The 24,168-nt window shown below is 56.5% G+C and carries 29 protein-coding genes; 17 read left to right on the top strand and 12 right to left on the bottom strand.

The features are described from left to right. Window positions 1-4: 4 nt before the first annotated feature. On the bottom strand, window positions 5-604 hold the full coding sequence (locus tag DFR26_RS09530; protein ID WP_116208941.1) for a superoxide dismutase: 600 nt from the start codon (window positions 602-604) through the stop codon (window positions 5-7). Window positions 605-707: 103 nt separating this feature from the next. Then, complete coding sequence (locus DFR26_RS11110) at window positions 708-875, bottom strand: PA3496 family putative envelope integrity protein (protein ID WP_181899043.1); 168 nt, start codon at window positions 873-875, stop codon at window positions 708-710. A gap of 230 nt (window positions 876-1,105) precedes the next feature. On the opposite strand from DFR26_RS11110, the gene aspS reads away from it, so the two are divergent. From aspS to DFR26_RS09445, 16 genes are all read left to right on the top strand, one after another. After that, complete coding sequence (gene aspS / locus DFR26_RS09525; protein WP_116208738.1) at window positions 1,106-2,914, top strand: aspartate--tRNA ligase; 1,809 nt, start codon at window positions 1,106-1,108, stop codon at window positions 2,912-2,914. A gap of 3 nt (window positions 2,915-2,917) precedes the next feature. Then, a complete protein-coding gene (locus DFR26_RS09520; RefSeq protein WP_116208737.1) occupies window positions 2,918-3,667 on the top strand; it encodes a YebC/PmpR family DNA-binding transcriptional regulator in 750 nt (249 codons plus the stop codon). Between the two features lie 3 nt (window positions 3,668-3,670). After that, window positions 3,671-4,189, top strand: coding sequence for a crossover junction endodeoxyribonuclease RuvC (ruvC, locus tag DFR26_RS09515; protein ID WP_116208736.1), 519 nt, complete (start codon window positions 3,671-3,673; stop codon window positions 4,187-4,189). A 50-nt stretch (window positions 4,190-4,239) separates the two neighbouring features. Continuing rightward, window positions 4,240-4,842, top strand: a complete 603-nt coding sequence (gene ruvA, locus DFR26_RS09510) for a Holliday junction branch migration protein RuvA (RefSeq protein WP_116208735.1) — start codon at window positions 4,240-4,242, stop codon at window positions 4,840-4,842. Beyond that, a complete protein-coding gene (gene ruvB, locus DFR26_RS09505) occupies window positions 4,839-5,858 on the top strand; it encodes a Holliday junction branch migration DNA helicase RuvB (RefSeq protein ID WP_116208734.1) in 1,020 nt (339 codons plus the stop codon). The genes ruvA and ruvB overlap by 4 nt, the downstream gene beginning before the upstream one ends. Continuing rightward, complete coding sequence (gene ybgC, locus DFR26_RS09500; RefSeq protein WP_116208733.1) at window positions 5,851-6,264, top strand: tol-pal system-associated acyl-CoA thioesterase; 414 nt, start codon at window positions 5,851-5,853, stop codon at window positions 6,262-6,264. Before ruvB ends, ybgC begins: the two co-directional genes overlap by 8 nt. Beyond that, window positions 6,261-6,959: a protein TolQ gene (gene tolQ / locus DFR26_RS09495; RefSeq protein ID WP_116208732.1), complete on the top strand. Its 699-nt coding sequence runs from the start codon at window positions 6,261-6,263 to the stop codon at window positions 6,957-6,959. Before ybgC ends, tolQ begins: the two co-directional genes overlap by 4 nt. Window positions 6,960-6,961: 2 nt before the next feature. Continuing rightward, entirely contained in the window at window positions 6,962-7,405 is a 444-nt protein-coding gene (gene tolR, locus DFR26_RS09490) for a protein TolR (protein ID WP_220375765.1), read from the top strand. Next, entirely contained in the window at window positions 7,402-8,205 is an 804-nt protein-coding gene (locus DFR26_RS11105) for an energy transducer TonB (protein WP_181899042.1), read from the top strand. The genes tolR and DFR26_RS11105 overlap by 4 nt, the downstream gene beginning before the upstream one ends. Window positions 8,206-8,208: 3 nt before the next feature. Continuing rightward, on the top strand, window positions 8,209-9,495 hold the full coding sequence (gene tolB / locus DFR26_RS09475; RefSeq protein ID WP_116208730.1) for a Tol-Pal system beta propeller repeat protein TolB: 1,287 nt from the start codon (window positions 8,209-8,211) through the stop codon (window positions 9,493-9,495). A gap of 127 nt (window positions 9,496-9,622) precedes the next feature. After that, window positions 9,623-10,258, top strand: a complete 636-nt coding sequence (pal, locus tag DFR26_RS09470) for a peptidoglycan-associated lipoprotein Pal (protein WP_220375764.1) — start codon at window positions 9,623-9,625, stop codon at window positions 10,256-10,258. Between the two features lie 88 nt (window positions 10,259-10,346). After that, window positions 10,347-11,231 carry a tetratricopeptide repeat protein gene (locus DFR26_RS09465; protein ID WP_181899041.1) on the top strand — a complete coding sequence of 295 codons (885 nt, stop codon included), beginning with the start codon at window positions 10,347-10,349 and terminating at the stop codon, window positions 11,229-11,231. Beyond that, the gene (gene queE / locus DFR26_RS09460; protein ID WP_116208728.1) at window positions 11,232-11,873 is read left to right on the top strand and encodes a 7-carboxy-7-deazaguanine synthase QueE; all 642 of its coding nucleotides are present in this window, start codon (window positions 11,232-11,234) and stop codon (window positions 11,871-11,873) included. A 3-nt stretch (window positions 11,874-11,876) separates the two neighbouring features. Further along, on the top strand, window positions 11,877-12,545 hold the full coding sequence (gene queC / locus DFR26_RS09455) for a 7-cyano-7-deazaguanine synthase QueC (RefSeq protein ID WP_116208727.1): 669 nt from the start codon (window positions 11,877-11,879) through the stop codon (window positions 12,543-12,545). Window positions 12,546-12,582: 37 nt separating this feature from the next. After that, on the top strand, window positions 12,583-13,125 hold the full coding sequence (locus DFR26_RS09450) for a glycine cleavage system transcriptional repressor (RefSeq protein ID WP_116208726.1): 543 nt from the start codon (window positions 12,583-12,585) through the stop codon (window positions 13,123-13,125). A 17-nt stretch (window positions 13,126-13,142) separates the two neighbouring features. Then, window positions 13,143-13,610, top strand: a complete 468-nt coding sequence (locus DFR26_RS09445) for a peroxiredoxin (RefSeq protein ID WP_116208725.1) — start codon at window positions 13,143-13,145, stop codon at window positions 13,608-13,610. Here the strand turns inward: DFR26_RS09445 and DFR26_RS09440 are convergent. Next, window positions 13,607-13,849: a sulfurtransferase TusA family protein gene (locus DFR26_RS09440; RefSeq protein ID WP_116208938.1), complete on the bottom strand. Its 243-nt coding sequence runs from the start codon at window positions 13,847-13,849 to the stop codon at window positions 13,607-13,609. The two genes, DFR26_RS09445 and DFR26_RS09440, sit on opposite strands and share 4 nt — an antisense overlap. Before the next feature lie 80 nt (window positions 13,850-13,929). Between DFR26_RS09440 and DFR26_RS09435 the strand changes: the two genes are divergently transcribed. Beyond that, window positions 13,930-15,399: a M48 family metalloprotease gene (locus DFR26_RS09435; RefSeq protein WP_116208724.1), complete on the top strand. Its 1,470-nt coding sequence runs from the start codon at window positions 13,930-13,932 to the stop codon at window positions 15,397-15,399. Window positions 15,400-15,435: 36 nt separating this feature from the next. On the opposite strand, the gene nadA is transcribed toward DFR26_RS09435, so the two are convergent. From nadA to fliG, 9 genes are all read right to left on the bottom strand, one after another. Next, entirely contained in the window at window positions 15,436-16,503 is a 1,068-nt protein-coding gene (gene nadA / locus DFR26_RS09430; RefSeq protein ID WP_116208723.1) for a quinolinate synthase NadA, read from the bottom strand. Window positions 16,504-16,616: 113 nt separating this feature from the next. Next, window positions 16,617-17,558, bottom strand: coding sequence for a sterol desaturase family protein (locus DFR26_RS09425; protein WP_116208722.1), 942 nt, complete (start codon window positions 17,556-17,558; stop codon window positions 16,617-16,619). Between the two features lie 15 nt (window positions 17,559-17,573). Further along, window positions 17,574-18,272, bottom strand: coding sequence for an NAD(P)H-dependent oxidoreductase (locus DFR26_RS09420; protein ID WP_116208721.1), 699 nt, complete (start codon window positions 18,270-18,272; stop codon window positions 17,574-17,576). Between the two features lie 39 nt (window positions 18,273-18,311). Continuing rightward, complete coding sequence (gene acuI, locus DFR26_RS09415) at window positions 18,312-19,298, bottom strand: acrylyl-CoA reductase (NADPH) (protein ID WP_220375763.1); 987 nt, start codon at window positions 19,296-19,298, stop codon at window positions 18,312-18,314. A gap of 82 nt (window positions 19,299-19,380) precedes the next feature. Beyond that, window positions 19,381-20,721 (bottom strand): flagellar hook-length control protein FliK, encoded by a 1,341-nt coding sequence (locus tag DFR26_RS09410; protein WP_116208719.1) that lies wholly within the window; start codon window positions 20,719-20,721, stop codon window positions 19,381-19,383. Between the two features lie 21 nt (window positions 20,722-20,742). Continuing rightward, the gene (gene fliJ / locus DFR26_RS09405; RefSeq protein WP_116208718.1) at window positions 20,743-21,198 is read right to left on the bottom strand and encodes a flagellar export protein FliJ; all 456 of its coding nucleotides are present in this window, start codon (window positions 21,196-21,198) and stop codon (window positions 20,743-20,745) included. After that, window positions 21,195-22,547 carry a flagellar protein export ATPase FliI gene (fliI, locus tag DFR26_RS09400; RefSeq protein ID WP_116208717.1) on the bottom strand — a complete coding sequence of 451 codons (1,353 nt, stop codon included), beginning with the start codon at window positions 22,545-22,547 and terminating at the stop codon, window positions 21,195-21,197. Before fliI ends, fliJ begins: the two co-directional genes overlap by 4 nt. Next, the gene (locus DFR26_RS09395; RefSeq protein WP_181899040.1) at window positions 22,544-23,182 is read right to left on the bottom strand and encodes a FliH/SctL family protein; all 639 of its coding nucleotides are present in this window, start codon (window positions 23,180-23,182) and stop codon (window positions 22,544-22,546) included. The genes fliI and DFR26_RS09395 overlap by 4 nt, the downstream gene beginning before the upstream one ends. Next, window positions 23,172-24,167, bottom strand: coding sequence for a flagellar motor switch protein FliG (gene fliG / locus DFR26_RS09390; RefSeq protein WP_181899039.1), 996 nt, complete (start codon window positions 24,165-24,167; stop codon window positions 23,172-23,174). The genes DFR26_RS09395 and fliG overlap by 11 nt, the downstream gene beginning before the upstream one ends. Window position 24,168 lies beyond the last annotated feature (1 nt).

The following is a 24,168-nucleotide window of genomic DNA, read 5'->3' as shown; positions in this document are numbered from 1 at the left end:
ATCGTTAGCCTGCCAAGTTGGCATTTGCAAAGTCCCAGTTCACCAACTTATCTAGGAAGGTGCTGATGTAGTCTGGACGACGGTTCTGGAAGTCCAAATAGTAGGCGTGCTCCCAGACATCGATGGTCAACAGTGGCTTGTGGCCATGCACCAAGGGCGAGTCGGCATTACCGGTTTTAGTCACCGCCAATTTGCCATCGGCACCGACAACCAACCACGCCCAGCCAGAACCAAACTGTGTGGCGGCAGCGGCCTTGAAGGCTTCAGCAAACTGCTCGTATGAGCCAAAGTCTGCATCGATTTTTGCGGCAATGGCGCCTGTGGGCTTGCCGCCGCCATTGGGCTTCATGCTGTGCCAGTAAAAGGTGTGGTTCCAGACTTGCGCACTGTTATTAAAAATACCGGCTTTGGCGGCGTCGCCAGCGCTGGCTTTCATGATGTCTTCTAAGCTTTTGTCGGCCAGATCAGTATCTTTGATCAGGTTATTTAAGTTGGTGACATACGCGTTGTGGTGCTTGGCATGGTGAAAGCTCAAGGTATGCGCGGTGATGTGTGGTTCCAGTGCGGCGCTGTCATAGGGCAGTGCAGGCAATTCAAAAGCCATAATCAAATCCTTGTCGTCTGTGAGTGAATTGAACGTGTCCATTATGCCCAGTCAGCGACGTCGTGCAAGTTGACGCCGCTAACAATCGTTTCTGGCTGCGCAATTAATCGTCTAAATCAAAGTCGTAATCGCGCAGTTGCCGGCGTAAACGCCGCTCGTCAATTTTGTCATCTAGCAGACGACGTTTATCGAGCACATTCTTTACCGAGTTGGTTTTTTCTGACTCGTCGCTGTCTTGATCATCTGCGTCTTCAATAAATGCATCTTCCATCACCAAGCCCTCCTACAGGCTATGCGTCATCGTGCGTTGACTGGCGATCGCTCGGGCAAACACTGCTTAACTGCGCCACTCATCGCGCTATTTACGCCAAGATTTTTGATCTGTAAAGAGGTCTTCTGTGAAAGCCCCCTTCGCAGGCCTGCAATGACTTCGCTATACTCGCCGGCTAGCTTCCATGGCGCGAGCCATTTGCCCCTTTTTTGACCTGAGATGTTGGCCTTATGCGTAGCCATTACTGCGGCAGTTTGAATCAATCCTTTATCGACCAAACCGTGACATTGTGCGGTTGGGTGCACCGTCGCCGTGACCATGGCGGCGTGATTTTCCTCGACCTACGCGACCGCGAAGGTTTGGTGCAAGTGGTCATTGATCCAGACACCCCGGAGGCGTTTGCTACCGCTGATAAATCACGTTCGGAATACGTGTTGAAAATTACCGGCCGCGTGCGTCAGCGTTATGCCGGCACTGAAAATGCCAATATGCCATCGGGGCAAATTGAGGTGTTGGGTAAGGCCATTGAGATTTTGGCGCAGGCCGAAACGCCGCCCTTCCCGCTCAATGATGACTTCAGCAATGTTGGCGAAGAGATTCGTCTGAAATATCGTTTCCTCGATATGCGTCGCCCGGAAATGCTTGAGCGCATGCGCTTTCGCTCAAAAGTCACCACGCTGATTCGCAACTATTTAGACCGTCATGGCTTTTTAGATGTGGAAACACCTATTTTGACGCGCGCCACCCCCGAAGGCGCGCGCGACTACTTGGTGCCCTCACGCACTCAGCCCGGCAGCTTTTTCGCCCTGCCGCAGTCACCCCAGCTCTTTAAACAGCTGCTGATGGTCTCCGGCTTTGACCGCTACTATCAAATCGCCAAATGTTTCCGCGATGAAGATTTACGCGCTGACCGTCAGCCCGAATTCACGCAAATCGATATCGAAACCTCGTTTATGAGCGACGAGGAAATCATGCAGATCACCGAAAATATGGCTGTGGAGCTGTTTGACCAGCTGCTCGGTGTGACATTCGACGCCTTCCCGCGCATGACCTATGCCGATGCTATGCGCCGCTTTGGCTCAGATAAACCCGACCTGCGCATCCCATTAGAGCTCGTCGATGTTGCCGACCTGATGGACAAAGTCGAATTCAAAGTTTTCGCCGGCCCCGCAAAAGACCCTAAAGGCCGTATTGCTGCACTACGCGTGCCCGGTGGCGCGGCCATGCCACGCAGCCAAATCGACGAATACACCAAGTTTGTCGGTATTTATGGCGCCAAAGGCCTCGCCTACATCAAGGTCAATGACATCAGTAATATCCACAATGGCGAAGGCAGCGGTCTGCAATCGCCAATTGTGAAATTCCTGCCCGATGACGCCCTAAAAGCCATCATAGAGCGCACCGGTGCGGCCAATGGCGACTTGATTTTCTTTGGCGCCGACAAAGCCCGTGTAGTCAATGATGCGCTCGGTGCCTTGCGCGTGAAAGTCGGTCATGACCAGAAGCTACTGACCTGCGAATGGGCGCCACTATGGGTCGTGGACTTCCCGATGTTTGAAGAGGTTGCCGATGGCCAATGGACCTCCGTGCACCATCCCTTCACGCTGCCCAAATGCGATGTTGAGACGCTGAAAACCAACCCTGGCGAGGCCATTTCCGTGGCCTATGACATGGTGCTCAATGGCACCGAACTCGGTGGCGGCTCGCTGCGTATTTACAACCTCGACATGCAAAAAGCCGTGTTTGAAGCGCTCGGCATCAGCGAAGAAGAAGCCAATGAGAAATTCGAGTTTCTGCTCGATGCCCTCAAATACGGCGCGCCACCGCATGGCGGCCTAGCCTTTGGCCTCGATCGCCTCGTCATGCTGATGACCGGTGCCACGTCGATTCGTGATGTCATTGCCTTCCCGAAAACGAAAACGGCCGAATGCCTGATGACGCACGCGCCCGCACCCGTTGAGACCAAACAGCTACGTGAGCTCGGCATCCGTTTGCGCGAAGAGCCGAAGCTCGCTAGCGCTCAGGCAGCGAAGGAGTAAGCCATGGCCGGACACAGCAAATGGGCAAACATCAAACATAAAAAAGCGCGTACCGACGCCTCGCGCGGCAAGATTTTCACCAAATTTATTCGTGAAATCACCGTGGCCGCGCGCTTAGGCGGCCCCAGCGAGGCCGACAACCCACGCCTACGCGCCATCGTCTCAAAAGCCTTAGGCGCCAATATGACGCGCGATGTCGTCAACCGCGCCATCTCGCGTGGTGCTGGCGGCGACGACGACAAAAAACTCGACGAACTGACCTATGAGGGCTATGGCGTTGGTGGCGTGGCGGTATTGGTTGAGACCATGACCGATAATATCAATCGCACGGTCTCAGAAGTCCGCCACGGCTTTAGCAAAAATGGCGGCAATCTGGGCACGAACGGCTCCGTGGCGTATTTATTCGCCAAGCGCGGCGAAATCGTCTTCAGCGCAGCGACCCACGAAGATCAGCTTCTCGAAGTGGCTCTAGAGGCTGGTGCGGATGACGTTGAAAGCGATGACGATGGCTTCACAGTCGTTACCACGCCAGAAGCTTTTGGTGCCGTGGTGGATGCGCTGGAGGCCGCCGGATTGAAGCCCGAGCAGGCCGAAGTGACCATGCAGGCGAGCACGCAAGCCGACATCACCGTGCTGGAGCAGGCCGAGAAAATTCTCAAGATGATCGATATGCTCGAAGACCTCGACGATGTGCAAAACGTCTACACCAACGCCAATTTTAGCGAGGCCGTGATGGCCGCGTTAAATGCCTAAACCTTGACCATTATCCTCGGCGTTGACCCCGGATCGCGCATCACCGGCTATGGCGTCATCGCCGCCGAGGGCCGCGGCTGGCGCTATGTCGACAGCGGCTGCATTCGCATGAAAACCGAGGATAGCCTGCCAGAACGCGTGCTAACGATTTTTCAAGGCCTGACGCAAATCATTGCGCAGTGGCAACCAACGCAGGCCAGCGTTGAGCAAGTGTTTTTATCGAACAATGCCGACTCGGCGCTGAAGCTCGGCCAAGCCCGAGGCGCGGCGCTCGCAGCATTGGGGCATGCGGGCGTGGTAGTGGCTGAATACAGCGCCCGGCAAATCAAGCAATCGGTAGTGGGTACGGGCGCGGCCGATAAAACGCAAGTTCAGCACATGGTCATGCGCTTATTGCAGCTTGAGCAATGCCCGCAGGCCGATGCCGCCGATGGCTTAGCGGCGGCACTTTGTCATGCCCATGCCAGCGCAAATATGCTAAAAATGACGATCACTGGTTTGCGTCGCGGCCGTGGCCACTGATGAGGCTTTACCTCAGCCATAGCGCAGCAAAATAACAAGGATAACGCGGCATGATTTCGCGCTTAAGCGGCCTACTCATTGATAAAGACAGCGCGCAAATTGTGCTCGATGTGCACGGTGTCGGCTATGCCGTCGATGTGCCATTAACTACCTACTATCAGCTCCCGGCGCTCAATGAGCCACTCACATTGTGGACGCATTTAAGCGTGCGCGAAGATGCCCATCAGCTCTTTGGCTTTCATGAGCGCGAGCAGCGCAGCGTGTTTTTATTGCTGATTAAGGTCAGCGGTGTCGGGCCAAAACTGGCGCTGACTATTTTGTCGGGCATGGAGGTCAGCGCGCTGCGCGCCTGCTTACAACGCGAAGACATCGCTACCCTGACCCGCGTGCCTGGCATCGGCAAAAAAACCGCCGAGCGCTTGGTCGTGGAATTGCGCGATAAGCTCGATAAATTCCGCGTGTCGTTGCCCGATGAGCGCGCCTCGGTGACGCTGGTGCCCGAGGCCTCGGCCAGCGATGAGGCCATCAGTGCGCTAGAAGCGCTGGGCTATAAGCCAGTGGAGGCGCAGCGTGCGGTGAAAGCCGTGGCCAGCGCGCACACTGATACAGCCAGCCTCGTGCGCGCGGCCTTGAAAGGCTTATTGAAATCATGAGTGTCGAATCCGATCGTCTCATCAGCGGCGCCACCAAGCCCTTAGAGCAGGCCATTGACCGTGCCATTCGCCCCACTCGCCTCGATGACTACGTGGGTCAGCCGCACGTACGCGAGCAAATGGCGATTTTTATTGAGGCCGCACGCAGCCGCGAAGAAGCGCTTGATCACACCTTGATCTTCGGGCCACCGGGCTTGGGCAAGACCACCTTGGCCAATATCATTGCCCGTGAAATGGGTGGCGAACTGCGCTCAACCTCGGGCCCGGTGCTTGAGCGTGCCGGCGATTTAGCCGCCTTGCTGACCAACCTAGAAGCTGGCGATGTGCTATTTATCGACGAAATTCACCGATTATCGCCGGTAGTGGAAGAAATTTTATACCCGGCCATGGAAGATTATCAGCTCGATATCGTCATTGGCGAAGGCCCGGCAGCGCGTTCCATTAAGCTCGATTTACCGCCGTTTACATTAATAGGTGCGACCACGCGCGCAGGCCTACTCACCTCGCCATTGCGTGATCGGTTTGGCATTGTCCAGCGCCTGCAATTTTATAATGTCGCCGACCTCACGCATATCGTGTCGCGCTCAGCCGACTTGCTGAATTTGCCCATTGAGCGTGATGGCGCCGCGGAAATTGCTCAACGCGCGCGCGGCACGCCACGCATTGCCAATCGCCTGCTGCGGCGTGTGCGTGATTTTGCCGAGGTCAAAGGCAATGGCGTCATCACGCAGGCCATCGCGCACGATGCGCTAACCCTGCTCGATGTCGATCCGCAAGGTCTCGACGGCATGGATCGACGCTTTTTATCGCTACTGATTGAAAAATTTGGCGGAGGGCCGGTTGGCGTCGAATCCATGGCTGCGGCACTATCGGAAGATGCCGGCACATTAGAAGATGTCATTGAGCCGTATTTGATTCAGCAGGGCTTGGTGATTCGTACCGCGCGAGGTCGCATGGCCAGCCAACAAGCCTGGCTACAGCTCGGCCTAAAACCGCCGGAGGCGCCGCATGGCTGATTTTCACTGGCCAGTGCGGGTCTATATTGAAGACACCGATGCCGGCGGCATTGTTTATTATGTGAATTACTTAAAGTTTTTTGAGCGCGCCCGCACCGAGTGTTTGCGCAGCTTTGGCTATGACCACTACCTGACCGGCCCCGACCCGGTGTTGTTTGTGGTGCGCCATGTCGACATTGACTATAAACAACCCGCCCGCCTCGATGATCAGCTCATTGTGAGCGCCGAGATTAGTAAAATTGGCCGTGCCTCACTGCATTTTCGTCAACGCATTTGGCGAGATGACGTCATCATTGCCGCCGGCCGCGTGGAAGTTGCCTGCGTAGACCGTTTGCACTTGAAACCACGCGCGCTGCCCACTACCTTGTCCGACTTACTTCGTCCCTTGCTAGGAAATACCCCATGACAGCCGCTCCCGAGATGACCATCACCTCTTTAATCCTCGGTGCTAGCCCTGTGGTGCAGGCCGTCATGCTGATCTTGGTGCTTGCCTCGGTGATGTCGTGGGGCATTATTTTGCAACGCCGCGCGGTCTATAGTCGCGCTAAGGCCTTGGCGAGTCAGTTTGAGGAACGCTTTTGGTCCGGTGCCGATATGCGCCAACTCAGCGAGCAAGTCGGCCATAGCCCCAACACCGATTCCGGCTGCGAAAATCTGTTTCGTGCCGGCTTTCAAGAGTTCCAGCGCCTACGTGAAAAAAATGCCGACTCTGAAGCCACCATGCAAGGGGTTGCGCGCGCCCTGCGCATTGCCTTGAGTGTTGAGCAATCACGCTTAGAAGCACAGCTGCCGTTTTTGGCCAGCGTTGGCTCGACCAGCCCGTATATCGGCTTGTTTGGCACGGTCTGGGGCATTATGTCGTCGTTTATTGGCCTCGCTAAAGTCCAGCAAGCGACCCTCGCCGTGGTCGCACCGGGCATTGCCGAAGCCCTGATTGCCACCGCTATTGGTTTGTTTGCGGCGATTCCCGCGGTGCTCGCCTATAACCGTTTTGCCGCCGACAGCGACAGCGTGTTATCGCGTTATGAAATCTTCGCCGAAGAGTTAAGCAGCATTTTGCATCGCGAAGCGCATGCCGGTCGCAGCACCACAGGCCACTGAGCATGAGCCTGCAATCGTCGCTTCGACGTCCCCGCAAAAAGCCCATGGCCGAGATGAACGTCGTGCCGTATATCGATGTGATGCTCGTGCTCTTGGTGATTTTTATGATCACCGCGCCCATGCTCACGCAAGGCATTGAAGTGGATTTGCCGGAAGCCGAGGCCGATGCCCTGTCGATCAACGATCAGCAGCCGCTCATTGTCACGGTAAAGGCCAATGGCAGTTTTTGGCTGCAATCAGACCCGACCACGCGCAGCGAAGTCAGCATGCAAAATCTCCCGAGTGAGATTCGTGCACTGCGTCAGGCTCGCGGTGAAAAACTGCCGGTCTTGGTCAATGGTGACCAGCGCGTGAGCTATGGCCGCGTGATTGAGCTGATGTCATCACTGCAACAAGCTGGCGTGACGCAAGTTGGCTTGCTCACTGAGCTGCCAAGCACGCCATGAAGCTCAGCTGGTCTGCCACTACGCTATCGCTGCTTGGCCATGCAGTCTTGGTGATTGCCTTGGTTGTTTTTGTGCGCCCGCACACATTGCCGGAGGTGCCAAAAGCCATGCAGGCGATGTTGGTGGCTCCGCCGGCAGCCGTCGCCGCGCCTGAACTGGCAGTCGCACCTGTGCAAGCGCCTGAGCCTGAACCGAAACCTGAACCGAAACCTGAACCGAAACCTGAGCCAAAACCTGAGCCAAAACCTGAGCCAAAACCTGAGCCAAAACCTGAGCCAAAGCCTGAGCCAAAGCCTGAGCCAAAGCCTGAGCCAAAGCCAAAGCCGAAACCAGACCCGGCTGTTGAAGCCAAACGTATTGCTGATGAGGCCAAAAAAATCATTGAAGCCGAGCAAGCGAAGCGTGCTGCACAGCAACGCCAGCAGCAACAAGATGCCTTGGCCAAACAAATGCAATCTGAAATCGATGCCTTAACTGAGTCAGCCACCAATGCAGCATTGGCAAAACAACAAGCAGCGCAGTTACGCGAGTTCACCCTGGCGATTAATCGCAAAATTAAAAGCCAATGGCGCCGACCACCACAAGTGACGGGTGAATTAGCCACTGTATTGCGCATCACTTTGCTGCCTGGCGGCGAGGTATCATCTGTTATTGTCACGAAAGGCAGTGGCAATTCGGCCTTCGATGCCAGTGTAAAAGACGCCGTGTTACGTGCGAGTCCGTTGCCAGTTCCTGCCGATGCTGCCCTATTTCGTGATAACTTTCGTGTGTTCGCGCTGAACTACACTACCGAGGAGTAACCCATGGCGTTGCGAAGCACATGTCTTGGCTTTTGTTTATTGCTGATTTCAGGCCTAGCGCAAGCCGGTCTTACAATCGAAATCACGCAGCGCTTAGACGATGCCCTGCCGATTGCCGTGGTGCCATTTGGTGGAATCAGTGCCGGCGATAACACCGGCAATATCATTCGTGCCGACTTAGATCGCAGCGGCAAATTTCGCTCAGTCGACCCGGCCACTCTGCCCGGTCAGCCCAGCAGCAGTGCCGAAATGCTACCGGGTGTATGGCAAAATATTGCCGCCGACCTAGTGGTTATCGGCCAAGCCAGCAAAACCGCTGATGGACGGTATTCATTCCGCTATGAGTTGCTGAAGAAAGGCGGCCTAGAGCGCGTGCTAGGTGAAACCTTTACCGTTGACTCAAGTCGCTGGCGCGACGCCGCGCACTACATTAGCGATCGCATTTACAAGCAAGTGACTGGCGAGCCTGGCGTTTTTTCGACGAAGATCCTCTACGTCAATCAGTACAAGCGCAACACTCAGCGACGCTACCGCTTAGAATTGTCAGACATTGATGGCGAACGCCAGATTACGTTGCTCGACTCGGTGGAACCGATTTTGTCACCGACTTGGTCGCCGAGTGCCAGACAAGTCGCCTATGTATCCTTTGAGGCGCGCAAACCGGCTATTTTTGTGCAAAACCTTGCCACCCGCCAGCGCACCAAAATTTCCGATTTTGCCGGCCTCAATGGTGCACCATCGTGGTCACCTGATGGCAAGTCGATGGCGCTGACGTTATCGCGCGATGGCAACCCAGAAATTTATGTCATGGACCTCACAGACAAGTCCCTAAAACGCCTAACCAACAGCCCGGCAATCGACACCGAGCCGCGCTGGAGCAGCGATGGTAAGTCGTTAATTTTCACCTCTGATCGCAGTGGCGGTCCACAAATCTATCGCCTCGACATTGCCTCCGGTGGCACCAAACGCCTGACGTTTAGCGGGAAATTTAACGCGCGCGGTGATATCAGTCCCAATGGTCGTTATTTATCGATGGTGCATCAGACCGGCCCGAGCACCTACGCCATCGGCATTCAAGACCTAAACAATGGCGTCTTCAGCATCCTCACCGACACGCCATTAGACGAGTCGCCAAGCTTTTCGCCAAACAGCCAAATGGTCGTCTACGCAACCCGAAAAGGCCGCTTAGGCGTGCTGGGAATTATGTCGCTCGATGGCCGTTTTAAGTTAAGATTGCCCGCTGTTGATGGCGAAGTGCGCGAGCCCGTGTGGTCTCCCTATTTACGCTAATGCGCGGCTGCGCTAATGTTGCGTTATGTAAACGCTGACGCCGTACAAACGTTGTTCACGACAGACAACGAATGCATCAAAATCATGATAAAAAATCGTTGTTTATATTGAAGCCAAGGAGCACATTTTGAAAATTGCTAAGTCCGTAAAGCTGGCCACTGTCGGTTTAATTATTGTAAGCCTATCGGCTTGCTCGATTTTCCGCGGCCCTCGCCCCATCAATCCTAATGACGATGCACAGTTTGAAAACCTGCCACCTGCTCCTGCCATTGAGGCCGTAACGCCCATTGCCGAAGACATGAACACCATGCCAGAGACTGGCTCGGCCAATCTTGGTAATCCGATTGAAGGCAATGTCATTGCCGACTCCACCACTGAAGTAATCTCCACAGATTCATTGGCTAGCAGCGCTGATTTGCTGCGTGTTCGTGTCTATTACTTTGGCACCAACCTCAGCGACATCACTGCGATTGCTTATGGCGGCCTCAATGCCCATGCGCAATACCTAATCAACAACCCCAACACACGCTTACAGCTCTCCGGCCACACCGACGAGCGCGGCACACGTGAATACAACTTGGCCCTTGGCGAACGCCGTGCCAATGCTGTGGCTCGCTACCTCGTGAGCGCCGGCGTCAATGCTGGTCAGTTAACGGTGGTGTCGTATGGCAAAGAAAAGCCCGTGGTTGATGGCAGCTACGAAGAAGCTTGGGCGCAAAATCGCCGCGTAGAACTCGACTACGTGTCAGGCAGCCCTAACTAAACGTTGCTTTTTTAGCAAATAACCAACGGGCTTCGGCCCGTTTGTTATTTATACTGTGTCAATGTTTACCTGCTTTGAGGATTTTTCCATGTCACGGTTCGCCCCTTGTACTGCCCTGAAGATGACGCCATGGGTCATTGTCACAACACTGGCACTTGCCGGCTGTCAAACAACCACCAATGCCCAGCGCGAATCCGGCCTGCAAACCATGGCACCGGTGGAAAACATCAATGGTCGCCGAGCAAACACAGCGAACGATCAAGCCAATAAGCAGTCCACGCCGATCGCCAACCCAGCGGCAGTCGCCAAACCAGCCGCGCCAGTGAACCCGGCGTGGGATATGTTCCAGCAAATTGAAGGTTTGCGCAGCACGGTCGCCACGCTGCAAGGGCGCGTTGAAGAACAGCAGCAAGTGATTGATCGCTTGCAAGAAGATAGCCGCGCACGCTACACCGATCTCGACCAACGCATTGAGCTACTGAACCAAAACAACGCCACCAGTGCTAGCGAAGCGCTGATCAACCCCGCTGATGCGACACCAACCGCCCCTGCGGCGGTGGCCACATTAGCCGATATTGAAGCGCAGAAAAAAGCCTATTTGGCGGCCTATCAGAGCTTTCGTAGCGAAGGCCCCGCAGCGGCCATTGTCTCGATGGATAGCTTCATCAAGCAATATCCCGACAGCGTCTTTGTCGCTAATGCGTATTACTGGCTTGGCGAATTTCATTTAGCCAACACGCCAGCGGATCTCGATGCCGCCAGCGCACAATTCAATCGCGTCATTGGTGACTATGAAGGCAGCCCAAAGGTCGCCTCCTCGTATTACAAGCTTGGCACCATTGCCGACCTCAAAGATCAGCGCAATGAAGCACGTCAGCTCATGCAAACGGTAGTCAATCGTTTTCCAGACAGCGCCGAAGCCGGTCTTGCTACTGGCTACTTAACGGCCAACCCGGCTAATGTGACACGCTAAGTGAGCCTTCGCTTAACGGAGATTTTTTACTCGCTGCAAGGCGAAGCGCGCACCGTGGGGCGACCCACGGTATTTGTGCGACTCACGGGCTGCCCGCTGCGCTGCAGCTGGTGCGATAGCGCCTATGCCTTTCAAGGCGGCACGCTGTGGTCGGAGGCAGACGTGCTAGCGCACGTTGCGAGTTTCACGCCGCAGTATGTAACCGTCACAGGCGGCGAACCATTAGCCCAGCCAGAATGCCTAAGCTTGCTCACCGCCTTGTGCGATGCCGGCTACGAAGTCTCGTTGGAAACCAGTGGTGCGCTGGCATTAGAGCCAGTAGACCCTCGCGTGGTGAAAGTCATGGACCTGAAAGCGCCAGGCTCCGGCGAAGTGCATCGCAATCGTTATGAAAATATTGCCTGCTTAAGCGCCAATGATCAGGTCAAGTTTGTCATCAGCACACGCGAAGATTACGACTGGGCCAAGCGCCAATGCGACCAATATGACCTCTACTCCCGGGTCAGTGATGTGCTGTTTTCACCAACCCATGAGCTGCTCGAGCCGCGCACATTAGCCGAATGGATTCTCGCCGATCGCCTCCCTGGTCGCCTGCAGCTGCAATTACATAAATACCTTTGGAACAACGCCCCAGGACACTGAACTATGTCGCATGCCGTGGTTTTATTATCAGGCGGCCTCGATTCGGTCACCTGCCTTGCCCTCGCCCAATCCCAAGGCTACACCATCACCGCGCTCAGCTTTGATTATGGCCAGCGCCACAATGCCGAGCTCAATGCCGCGCGCGCCATCGCCACACATTACGGCGTTAAAGACCATCGCGTGCTGCGCATTGACTTAGGCGCAATGGGCGGCTCGGCGCTCACCGACGCAGCATTAGCCGTCCCTGAGTCGCATAGCGAAGGCATCCCCATTACCTATGTGCCGGCGCGCAACACGGTATTTTTGGCGTTTGCGTTAGGGGTTGCCGAAGTCACCGGGGCCGAGGCGATTTTCATCGGTGTCAATGCGGTGGATTACTCGGGCTACCCGGATTGTCGACCGGCATTTATTGATGCCTTTCAAACACTGGCCAACCTCGCCACGAAAACAGGTGTGGAGGGTGTCAGTGTGCGTATTGAGACGCCATTGATTGCATTACCGAAATCAGAAATCATTCACACCGGCCTTGCTTTAGGCGTAGATTATGGCCTCACCGTGTCGTGCTATCAGGCCGATACACATGGCCATGCCTGTGGTCGTTGCGATGCCTGCCGCTTACGTCGCGACGGTTTTCAAGTCGCCGGCGTGACAGACCCTACACGCTATCAGTAGGGCTTAATTTTCCGCTTTCATCACCCAAGGAATTGCTATGCGCCCCGATGCCGAACACCATTTAGTTATTTCTGCCATGGGACGCGACCGCACTGGCATTGTTGAAGCGCTGGCGCGTACCACCAGTGAGTGTCGCTGCAATATCGCCGACTCACGGATGGCGGTTATGGGCCGTGAGTTCACGATTATCTGGATGGTTTCTGGCACGTGGGATGGCATCGCCAAACTTGAGGTGCAGTTGCCCGCGGTTGCCAAACGCTATGATTTAGAGCTCATCATCAAACGTACCGAGCTACGCGCACAAGCCGTGCCGGCCATGCCTTATACCGTGCATGTGATCTCGCTCGATAACCCCGGCATCGTCTCGGATATCGCCAATTTCTTTGCTAGCCAAGATATTAATATTGAGGCCATGGAAACCAACACCTATGCCGCGCCGCACACTGGTTCACCGATGTTTGCGCTGGCTATGACGGTGAATATTCCCGGGCAAGTCCATATTGCCCTACTACGCGAAAACTTCATGGTGTTTTGTGATGACCGCAACTTAGATGCGATTATCGAGCCGCATAAACCCTAATAAACGAGGAGTACTCAATGACCGTAACGATTGGCCAGGCAGTGCCAGACTGCTCATTGCCCGCTACAAGCGACAAAACCATTAGCCTGTCAGACCTCCAAGGTCAGCGCGTGGTGCTGTATTTTTACCCGAAGGATGCGACGCCTGGCTGCACACTCGAAAGCCAGCAGTTTCGTGACTTACACGCCGAATTTGCGGCCGCCAATACGGTCATTTTCGGTATTTCGCGTGACAGCATAAAGTCGCACGAAAAATTCAAAACCGCCCAAGCACTGCCATTTGAACTACTCAGCGATAGCGATGAAGCCCTGTGCACGCTTTTCGATGTCATCAAGCTGAAAAATATGTATGGCAAGCAAGTGCGTGGCATTGAGCGCAGCACGTTTTTAATCGATGAGAACGGCGTGCTGCGGCAAGAATGGCGCAAACTCAAAGCCGATGGTCACGCCAGCATCGTATTAGCGGCGGTGGCCGCACTGGGTTAAGCAGAAATAATCGTAAACGTCGCTGCGCCGTTGGCCGCCACCTCGACAGACACTAACTGGTGTGCGGTATGTTGCAGAAATGCCGGAATATCGCGTGATGCCCCGGTATCGGTAGTGAGCACAACCAGCTCAGTGCCCGGCTCGTGTCGGTGCAATGCTTGCTTTAATTTCAACAGCGGCATGGGGCAGCGTAACGCACGGAAATCGAGGGTCAGCGATGGCGTTGGTGAAGTGGACATGGCAGTCATCGGCTAGCGTCATATGAGCGTTCATTCTACCATGAGCCTCCGGCATCTCAGCCGGCCTAGGGAGTTAATGCGTGATTGATCGCCTGCCAGCTGTGTCGCACCCACTACGTAGCGGTTTGTTTGCACTGATGGCCTGGCTGACGCCGCTCACGGCACTCGCCATCGACACCGATGACCCCAACGCCCTACCCACCTTGGGACAACCAGCCGACTTAATTGCCGACGGCCCAACCGAGCAACGCCTCGGGCAAGCGTGGTTAAGGCAATTACGCGGCAATGCGCCGTTGTGGCCTGACCCCATTGTGCGCGATTACATTGAAGCGCTGCTCTACAAGCTCTCGCTACACACCACACTGATTCGCCCTGACTTTTCAGTGGTGGTGGTTGATGACACGCAAGTGAATGCTTTTGCGGTGCCCGGTGGCGTGGTTGGCGTCAATACAGGCTTGATTTTGACATCCGACAGCGAAGATGAGCTCGCGGGTGTGCTGGCTCACGAACTCGGCCATTTAAGCCAACGTCATTTCGCGCGTTCACAAGAGGCAAATCAATACAATCAATGGTTGGCCTTGGCCGGGTTGTTAGCGAGCATCGCCGGTGCCGCGGCTGGCGCCGGTGGCGATTTGGGCGTGGCAGTAGGCGCCTCGGCACAGGCCATTGCCGTGCAAAATCAACTGCGCTACAGCCGCACCTACGAGCAAGAAGCTGACCGTTTGGGCTTACAAACCCTGACTGCCGCCGGCTATGACCCACGTGCCATGCCAGCATTTTTCTTAAAGCTCGATCGTCGCACCCGGCGCTTAGGCTACTTGCCTGAGTTTTTGCTCACCCACCCATTATCAAGCACACGCCTCTCCGATCTCGCCCGCCGAGTCGCTGAAAGCCCGCGCACCGCCCTCACCACACACCCTGAATTTCAATTTATTCAAGTCCGTTTGCAAGTCGCCAACAGCACGCAACTCGATGAATTGATTAGCGCATTTCGAAATGGCTTGGATAGCAACAGTAATACCGAGGCGAGTCGCTTGGGGCTGAGCTTGGCCTTGCTACGCAAAGCTGATGTGGTCGGCGCGCGCGAGGCTCTAGCCCCGCTGCTGCGAGCAGATCCTAACCGTCTTGATTTTCGCATCAGCGATATCGATATTGATCTAGCCAGCAGAAACTACGCCAGTGCCTATACCAAAGCGCGCGACACCTTGGCGCTTTTTCCGAATCAGCACAGCGTTTTGCAACGCCTGACTAAAGCCGCCCTGCCGTTGGGGCGTGCCGATAGTATTCGCCAAGACTTAGATCGTGCGGTACGGGATCGGCCCAATGATAATCGCCTCTGGCGCTTGGTCGCCGACTGCGCCTTAAAGCAGCAAGATGCCATGGGCGTGTTTCGCGCGCGCGCAGAATATTTATTTTTAGAGGGACGCCAAAAATCGGCGGAGAGCCAGCTCGAAAACGCTTTGCGCTTAGCTGGCGAGAACTATTCGCTGAGCACGCAAATCAAGCGCCGCATGAGCGTCATGCGCCTGCTTGATCAAGAGTTTCGCTAGGCGCTCGTAGACGGCACATTGACTAGTTTGTCGCGCTTAGCCGCGGCTGCGTTTAAGCTCCGCCGAAAAATCTAACATGCGCTGCAAGGGCTTCATGGCCAACACACGCGTGGCTTCATCAACAAAGACTTCCTGATCGCCGCTGCGCAGCACTTGCGCGAGATTTTCCAACGCGTTCATGGCCATCCACGGGCAATGCGCGCAGGAGCGACAGGTCGCGCCCGTACCGGCGGTGGGTGCGGCCATAAAGGTTTTATTGGGGGCGGCCTGCTGCATTTTGTAGAAAATGCCGCGGTCGGTGGCCACAATAAACTGCTGATGCGGCAAGTCTTTCGCCGCAGCAATGAGCTGTGACGTCGAGCCCACGGCATCCGCCACCGCCACCACAGACTCCGGCGACTCAGGGTGCACGAGCACACCGGCATCGGGGTACTGTCGCTTTAAATCAAGGATGCCGCGCGCCTTAAACTCTTCGTGGACAATGCAAGCGCCATCCCACAAGAGCATGTCGGCGCCGGTGGTTTTTTGCACATAGGCGCCGAGGTATTTGTCTGGAGCCCACAGCACTTTCTCACCGAGCCCGGCGAGATGATCGACCACATCGACGGCAATACTTGAGGTCACCACCCAGTCGGCGCGCGCTTTCACGGCCGCCGAGGTGTTGGCATACACCACCACCGTATGGTCAGGATGGGCATCGCAAAAGGCGCTGAAGTCATCGATGGGGCAACCCAAATCGAGCGAGCACGTGGCCTCTAAGGTGGGCATCAACACGCGCTTTTCAGGGTTTAAGATCTTCGCCGTCTCACCCATAAACTTGACGCCGGCGACCACTAAGGTTTGCGCCGAATGCGCATTGCCGAAACGCGCCATTTCTAACGAGTCCGAGACACAGCCGCCAGTCTCCTCGGCCAATGACTGCAGCTCTGGATCGGTGTAGTAATGCGCCACCAACACGGCATCTTTGGCTTTCAATAAGGCCTTAATTTCCTCACGCAAGACTTGGCGCTGCGCCGGATTTAAGTTGTCGGTATCACTCGGGGGCAGCTGTAGGCCATCGAGATGAGATTCCACAAGGCGCTGGGTGTCGGTAGAGGTAGTCATGAGCGGCGGTCAAAATAATAATTCGGTAATGGTAGCGCAGCGGGCGCGGCGCGGGTACTGCCTAGCCGCCGCACAGACCCTGCACGCGGCTTAGGCGTGCATTATTTGCGCAGCTAGATGGGCGCTTGGCGATCACTCGGCGGTGCATCGGGGTTGGCGCGCTGCCATTCAGGCGGGGCCCACAGATGCTTTAGGCGCTGCAAGAGTGGTCCGGGCTTAGCCATATCGCGAACCATATCGATGAACTCATGGAAGTTCAGCGTGAGGATATTGTGACTATGAACTTGGCGCACAATGCCGTATTCGACTGGCTCTTCTTCGGGGGCAAAGGTGCCAAATAAGCGATCGAAAATAATCAGCACACCGCCGTAGTTTTTGTCGATGTACTGCGGGTTGCGCGCGTGATGCACACGATGATGCGAGGGCGTGACAAAGACATATTCATACCAGGCCGGCAGCTTGCGCACCGACTCGGTGTGGACAAAATACTGATACGCCAAATCCACGGCATACATGGCCAACGTGATCTCGGGCGACACACCAATGAGCATCAGGGGAGTGAAAAACAGCCAGTAGCCCGTCAGCGAATACAGCATGCTTTGGCGCATGGCGGTGCTCAGGTTCATGTGCTCGCCGCTGTGATGCACGACGTGCGCGCACCAAAACCAACGCACGCGATGGCTGCTGCGATGAAACACGTAATAGCAAAACTCGAGCAGCACAAACAGCGGCACAATCGTCCAGATATTCACCGGCACATTGAAGACGCGCTGGTCATAAACCCAATGCATGGCGGCCATGAAAAATAGCGCATGCACGAGCAGCTCAAAGACCTGGTAGGCGCCGCCAAGGTTTAAATTAGTAAGGATGTCCTTGCCCTTGAAATGCGCATCTTGCTTGCGCCGGCGCATCAGCCACCACTCCACTAAAAACGTGGCAATAAACACCGGCGCCAGGCCAATGAGAATAATCTGCTTCCAATCCACCGGCCCGCCGAGCCACTGCTCGAGCGTGGGCACAATGGTGGCGATGGTCTCTTGTATGAGCTCAATCATGGCGGTCTCCGCGGCTTATAGCGGTTTCATTTCGGCATCAAAATCAGCCAGCGAGGGCATGACCAAGGGCTCACGGCTATCGATGGCAGCCAGCTGGGCACGGAAATTCGCTAGTACCGCCTCGCGCGCCTCAGCGCCAATATAGGGCACATGATAGCCATAAAATGGCGGCAACACGGTCATGCCGGCATAGCCCAAGGAGCCTTGCAGCAAGGGCTTGAGGGTCTCGGTGAGATCGCCATGAATGCCGCCAGGGCTGAGCATATGATCGCGGCCTCCGGTGGTCACGATAGCCATCGCGCGCTTGCCTTTTAAGCCGCCACCGTCATAAATCCGGCGACCGCCATAGACGATGCCCGAGACAAACACGCGGTCTATCCAGCCCTTTAAAATGGCCGGCACCGAGAACCAATACAGTGGAAAACTCAGCAACACGAGGTCGGCGGCTTGGATTTTTTCGAGCTCAGCGGCAATGTCGGGCGCGAGGCTCGCGGCTTTGACATTATGACGCTGCTCGAGCGCGTAATTGAGGTAATCGGCGTCGCCGCGACTGCCAAAGTCGGCGGCGCTGGCCACTGGGTTAAAACCCATGGCGTAGAGGTCGGAGACCACCACGCTATGGCCTGCCGCGCTAAGATCCGCCACGGCGGCATCTTTTAATGCACTGGTAAATGACTGCGGCTCAGGGTGTGCGTGGACAATTAAAATATTCATGGCAAGACCGATAAAAGCAAAGGCCCGAGCATAGCGAGATCAGCGGTTAACATCCACCACCACACGCCCGCGCACATGGCCATCCATGAGCGCCTGCGCTTGTGCAATAGCCTCCGACAAGCCCACCTCTGTGGCGCCAATGGTAGCAATGGCCGCCGGACTTAAATCGCGCGCCAAACGCTGCCACGCACGCTCGCGCAAAGCCAACGGCGCCATCACGCTGTCGATGCCAATGAGTCGCACACCGCGCAAAATAAACGGCGCCACCGAGGCTGGGAAATCCATGCCCTGCGCCAAGCCGCAAGCCGTCACCGCGCCGCCATAACGCGTTTGCGCGCAGGCATTGGCCAAGGTGTGCGAGCCCACCGAATCAATGACACCGGCCCAGCGCTCTTTTTGCAGTGGCTTACCCGCAGTAGACAACGCGTTGCGCTCAATGATTTCCTGCGCACCCAGCGTGGTGAGAAACTCCGCCGCCGACGCTGAGCCGGTAGCAGCCACCACGCGATAGCCCAAGTGCGCGAGCAAGGCCACAGCCACCGAACCCACGCCACCACTGGCGCCGGTGACGAGCACCTCGCCATCCTCCGGCGTAATGCCCTGCTGCTCGAGCGCCATCACCGAGAGCATGGCGGTGTAACCGGCCGTGCCAATGACCATGGCATCGCGAGCACTAAAGGCCTCGGGTCGGCGCACCAGCCAATCGCCATTAAGCGCGGCTTGCTGACTTAAGCAGCCCCAATGCGTCTCGCCGACACCAAAGCCATTGAGGATGACCTGATCGCCAACGCGCCACGCCGGATGCGAGCTTTCCAGCACCTCACCGGCACCATCGATACCGGCGACCATGGGCCACTGACGTACCACGGGCGAACGATTGGTGATGGCGAGGCCATCTTTGTAATTCAGCGTGGAATAGGCCACGGCAATGCGGACACTGGCCTCGGGTAGGTCATCTACAGACACGGCCTGCACGGCGGCAGCAAAGCCGGCATCGGTTTTAGTTAAATACAGCGCGTTGAACATCATCGACTCCGATCACTGACAAACAGATGGCATCGATGGTCACTGCTCCGCGCGAAAATAACAAGGCAGCGTGACGTAGACGTTAGGCATAGGCATCAAGCTGGCTATTGCTGGCTGATGTAGCGACTGTGGCAGGCGCTCCATTGTCTTCAGCGTCGCCGGCGTGGGCCGATGCACCAGCGCCTCCCGATCGACCCGATGAGTCATGGCCGCTTTGCGCTTGCTCCTTCATGGCCTGCTCGCCGCTTTGTTGTTGGCTCAAATCCAGTTGCGCCGCTTGCGAGGCGCCGGCCTGTACACGCACATCATCTAGGCGCAGGCCTTGGGCCTCAAAGGCGCTATGGAGCTTCGGCAAGAGCTTCTCGATTAACCCCTGCGTGTCGTGATGGTCAGCGCTAAATGCCACTTTGGCGCCCTCCTCACTCATGCTGATGCGCACATGAATTGGCCCCAAATCATCGGGCGTGATGTGCAGGGACGCACTGGTCATGCCATTTTGGCCAAGCCAGGTGAGGCGATCCGCCATGGCCGATGACCAGGCGCTGTTATCGAGCAAGGCATGACCGGGCACCGTCCATTGGCTGGCGGTGGGCAATGCCGTTGGTGCTGGCGCACTCGCTGCGGTGGCTAATGTGCTCGGTGCCGGCGCGCCTTGTGCCGATAAGCTGATCAGTTGGTCGGCTTGATCGGTGGCGAGACCCGCCGCGCTCATGGCATCTTTCAAGGCCGTCACCGCAGGGCTCAGTGCACCACTGTCTTTGATCGCTGCGAGCACATCGGCTGTGCTATTTAAGGTTGCCGCGGGAGCCGCTGAGGTGAACTGACTGGGCGCATCTGTGGTTTCGGCATCAAGCAAAGGCGCATCGGTCATGGCACTTTGCAGCACAGACCGTGGCGTGGCCGCAACAGATACTAATGGTGCCGCGCTGGCCGCATCGTGCGCAGCCGCGTCAATTCCTTGGCGCAGCGTAGGCGTTGGCGCGAGATTGATGAACGGCGTCAATAATTGGTCGCTGAGTGGCTCGGCATCATCGCTGAGCGGCTCATCGGACAATGCAGTCGCCGACAACTTAACGGGCTCAGCCGCTGGCATGCGCGGATTTAAGGCCTGCGCGACCTCCGCTAAGGCGGCGGCAATATCATCGGGCAAGGCCGCCAGCATGGCATCGTTGAGCGCGGGCTCTGCGGCCTCACTGAGGACCACCGCCTCATCGGCGCTGATCAGTGTTGCATCAAGCAATGCCTCTGGGTTTTCTAACACCGCCTCGCTGCTGAGCACCGGCTCGGCGGTACCCGCGGCAGTCGGCGACATCAGGCCGCTGAGCAACGCGACAAAGGGGTTCGTTGCCTGCGGTGTGGGCATGGCTTGCGTAATACCCAATGGCCCGGCACTGGTATCGCTTATTCCGGTCATTACATTCATGTCATCTCTCGCGGCACAGCCTTAGCTGGCATACGCATTTTGGCGCCATGCCAAACGCTGGCTGGCCATTTCATCTTGCTGATGTTGTTCGCGTTTTTCACGAATATGGTGTTCTTGACGCTGATAGCGAGTCACCAAATCATCAATACTTTGCTGATGACGCTTAGCACCGAGCCAACTCATGCGGGCTTTGCTGACCAACGCATCAATACGGCGAATCTCCGCCTCTTGCATACCAATGGCATCACTGAGGCGCTGCAAAAATAAACGCGCGCCCTGCAATCGCGCCAGGTCCATGGGGCGGCCCGGCACTTGCTCAGCCATCACCGCGTAATCGGCGCGGTAATGCACAAGCTGCTGAAGCTTGTCGCGCGCCGCCTGGAGTTGCTGCAATTGCGCGGTATAGGCTTGCGCGAGTTGTGACTCTTCGCGCTCAGCCAGCGCCACCACGGGCTTTAATCGTTGGGAACGGTTCATAGCATCTCCTCACCCGCCAAGACTCGACTTAAGCGCTGGCCCGCTTGCGCGTAGCTCACCGCCTCATGAGTTTCTTGTTGCAAGAACTTTGCCATGCTCGGTTGCAAGCGGATGGCTTCATCGATGCGCGCGTCGGAGCCGCGCTGATACGCGCCAATGGCGATCAAGTCTTTATTTTGCTGATAGGTCGACCAAATCTGCCGAAAGCGACGAATATCCATTTTGTGTTCAGGCGTGATGATGTCGTTCATGGCGCGACTGACCGAATGCTCAATGTCGATAGCAGGAAAATGCCCAGCCTCGGCCAGGTGGCGCGAGAGCACAATGTGGCCATCGAGAATGGCGCGTGCAGAATCAACAATCGGGTCTTGCTGGTCATCGCCCTCGGCCAACACGGTATAAAACGCGGTGATCGAGCCGCCGCCTTCATCGCCATTGCCAGCGCGCTCCACCAACGCCGGTAGCCGTGCAAACACGGTGGGTGGATAACCTTTGGTGGCCGGCGGCTCGCCGACCGCCAGCGAGATCTCGCGCTGGGCTTGGGCAAAGCGCGTAAGCGAATCCATTAGCAATAAGACGTGCTTGCCTTGGTCGCGGAAATACTCGGCAATGGCCGTGGCCTGCCAGGCCGCGCGCAGGCGCATCAGCGGCGAATGGTCAGCGGGCGTGGCCACCACCACCGCGCGGCGCATATCCTCAGGGCCTAAAATATGGTCTACGAATTCTTTCACCTCGCGGCCACGCTCGCCAATTAAGGCCACGACAATGACCTCGGCTTCGGTGTGGCGCGTCATCATGCCTAAAAGCACCGACTTGCCGACACCGCTGCCGGCAAACAGGCCAATACGCTGACCACGACCGACGCTGAGCAAGCTATTGATGGCGCCAATGCCAACATCGAGCGGCTCGCGGATGGGTTTACGCGACAGCGGGTTGATGGGCGCAGACTGCAAGGAGCGCGTGCTACTACAGGCTAATGAGCCTTTGCCATCGAGCGGATTACCGGCGGCATCGATGACGCGACCGAGCAGGCCATCGCCAACCGGAGCATTAGCACTGCGAGTTTGCGGGATCACTCGCGCATCGGCCATGACGCCGCGCATATCGCCAGTGGGCATCAGCAAAATGCGCTCGCCAGAGAAGCCCACGACCTCGGTTTCTAGCCAGTCCTGATCGACCGTTTGCACCAAACAGTAGCCGCCAATGGGTACTTGGCAGCCCACGGCTTCGAGCATCAGCCCGACCACGCGCTTGAGCTTGCCCTCGACCACCGGCGCGGGCTCATCGCCGAGTTGGCGGCGACGCTCACTCAGCCAGGTTGACCAACGCTCACTGGATGAGGCGCTCATGCAACTGACTCACGATCAGGTGATGCCACCGACTCGGCCGGTGCCGCCTGACCAATTAAGCGCTCAAAGGTGCGCGCTAAGCGCGTCTCAAAGCGTTCATCAATATGGGTATTTTCGGTGCTGACTTGCACGCCGCCGCGGCGCATGGCGGCATTTTCCACGAGCTGCCAATGCGCTTCGTCGGCACTCAATTGGCCTTGCACAAAGCGCGCATCATCGGGGTGTAATTGCACACGCACGCGACCACTGGCCGATGGCAACAGCGCAATCGCTTCACGCACCACGGTCATCACCTGCTCGGGGTGTAATGAGATCTCGTGTTGCGCGAGCTGCGTGGCCAGCGCCATCGCTAAATCTAACAGCTGAGTTTGCACGGCGGTATCCACAGCCGCCAATGGCTCAGTCAGCTGGCCAAGCAAGCCCTGCCAACGCTGCACTTGCGCATCGAGCTCCTGCTTGGCGGCTGCACGGCCTTCATTGAGGCCCTGCTCCCAGCCCTCGCGGCGCGCTTTGTCGTGCAATTCAGCGAGTTTGGCTTCAGACATCAATGACGGCTCTTCGGCCGGCACTGCTGCCTCCGCTTGGCTATCCACCAGGGGCATATCCCAACGCGCCCAAGCGACATTACTGGACATAATCATCTCCCCCGTTACCCAGTGAAATGGTGCCGTCTTCGGCCAAACGACGAGCAATCACCAGAATTTCTTTTTGCGCGGTTTCGACTTCGCTGAGCTTCACCGGGCCGCGCGCTTCCATGTCCTCGAGCAGCATTTCGCCGGCACGCTTGGACATGTTTTTAAAAACTTTCTCACGCACTTTTTCATCCGCGCCTTTAAGCGCCACGGTCAGCAAATCGGTGGAGACCTCACGCAACATCAGCTGCATGCCTTTGTCGGTGACCTGCACCAAGTTGGCAAAAACAAACATCAAGTCCTTGAGCTTTTCCGTCAATTTCCCGTCGGTCTTCTCTAAGGAGCTAATGATGCGGTTGCCCACCTCACCGCCGAGACTATTCATGATGCCGGCGGCGGTGGTAGCGCCATCAATCGCTTTCGATTTGAAGTTGCCGGATAGCTGCATTTTGTTGTGCAAAATATCTTGCAGCTCGCGCATGGCGGCCTGTGGCACTTTTTCCAACGTCGCAATTCGCAGCACCACATCATCTTGCAGCGCCGAGGGCAGCTGCTTGATGATGAAGGCGGCTTGATCTTGCGGCATATGCGCCAACGTAATGGCGACGATTTGCGGATGCTCATCACGCAGCATGTGCACCACGGTGTCTAAGTCCATCCAACGTAAAGAGTCGATCTCGAGCGGTTCGTCGTCACCAAGCACGCGGTCGGCCAAGGTTTTGCCGCGGTCAGCGCCCAGTGAGGACACCAGCATTTGCCGCACATAACCCGACACCCCCACGCCCAATGAGGTTTGCGACTCCATGGTTTCTTGAAAGCGCGACACCACCGCCTCGGCTTGCTCGTGATTCACCTCACGAATCGCCGCCATGGCCATACCAATCTTTTCAACGGAGTCGGAGTCAATGTGGCGCAGCACTTCGGCGGCCTGCTCTTCGCCCATCATCAACAGCAACATCGCGGCTTGATGGCTGTTATCTGTGCTCATG

The sequence above is a fragment of the Paraperlucidibaca baekdonensis genome, assembly GCF_003387535.1.
GTDB classification, from domain to species: Bacteria; Pseudomonadota; Gammaproteobacteria; order Pseudomonadales; family Moraxellaceae; genus Perlucidibaca; species Perlucidibaca baekdonensis.
The sequence above is the reverse complement of the archived record's forward strand: the minus strand, read 5'-3'. Positions and strand labels throughout refer to the sequence as shown.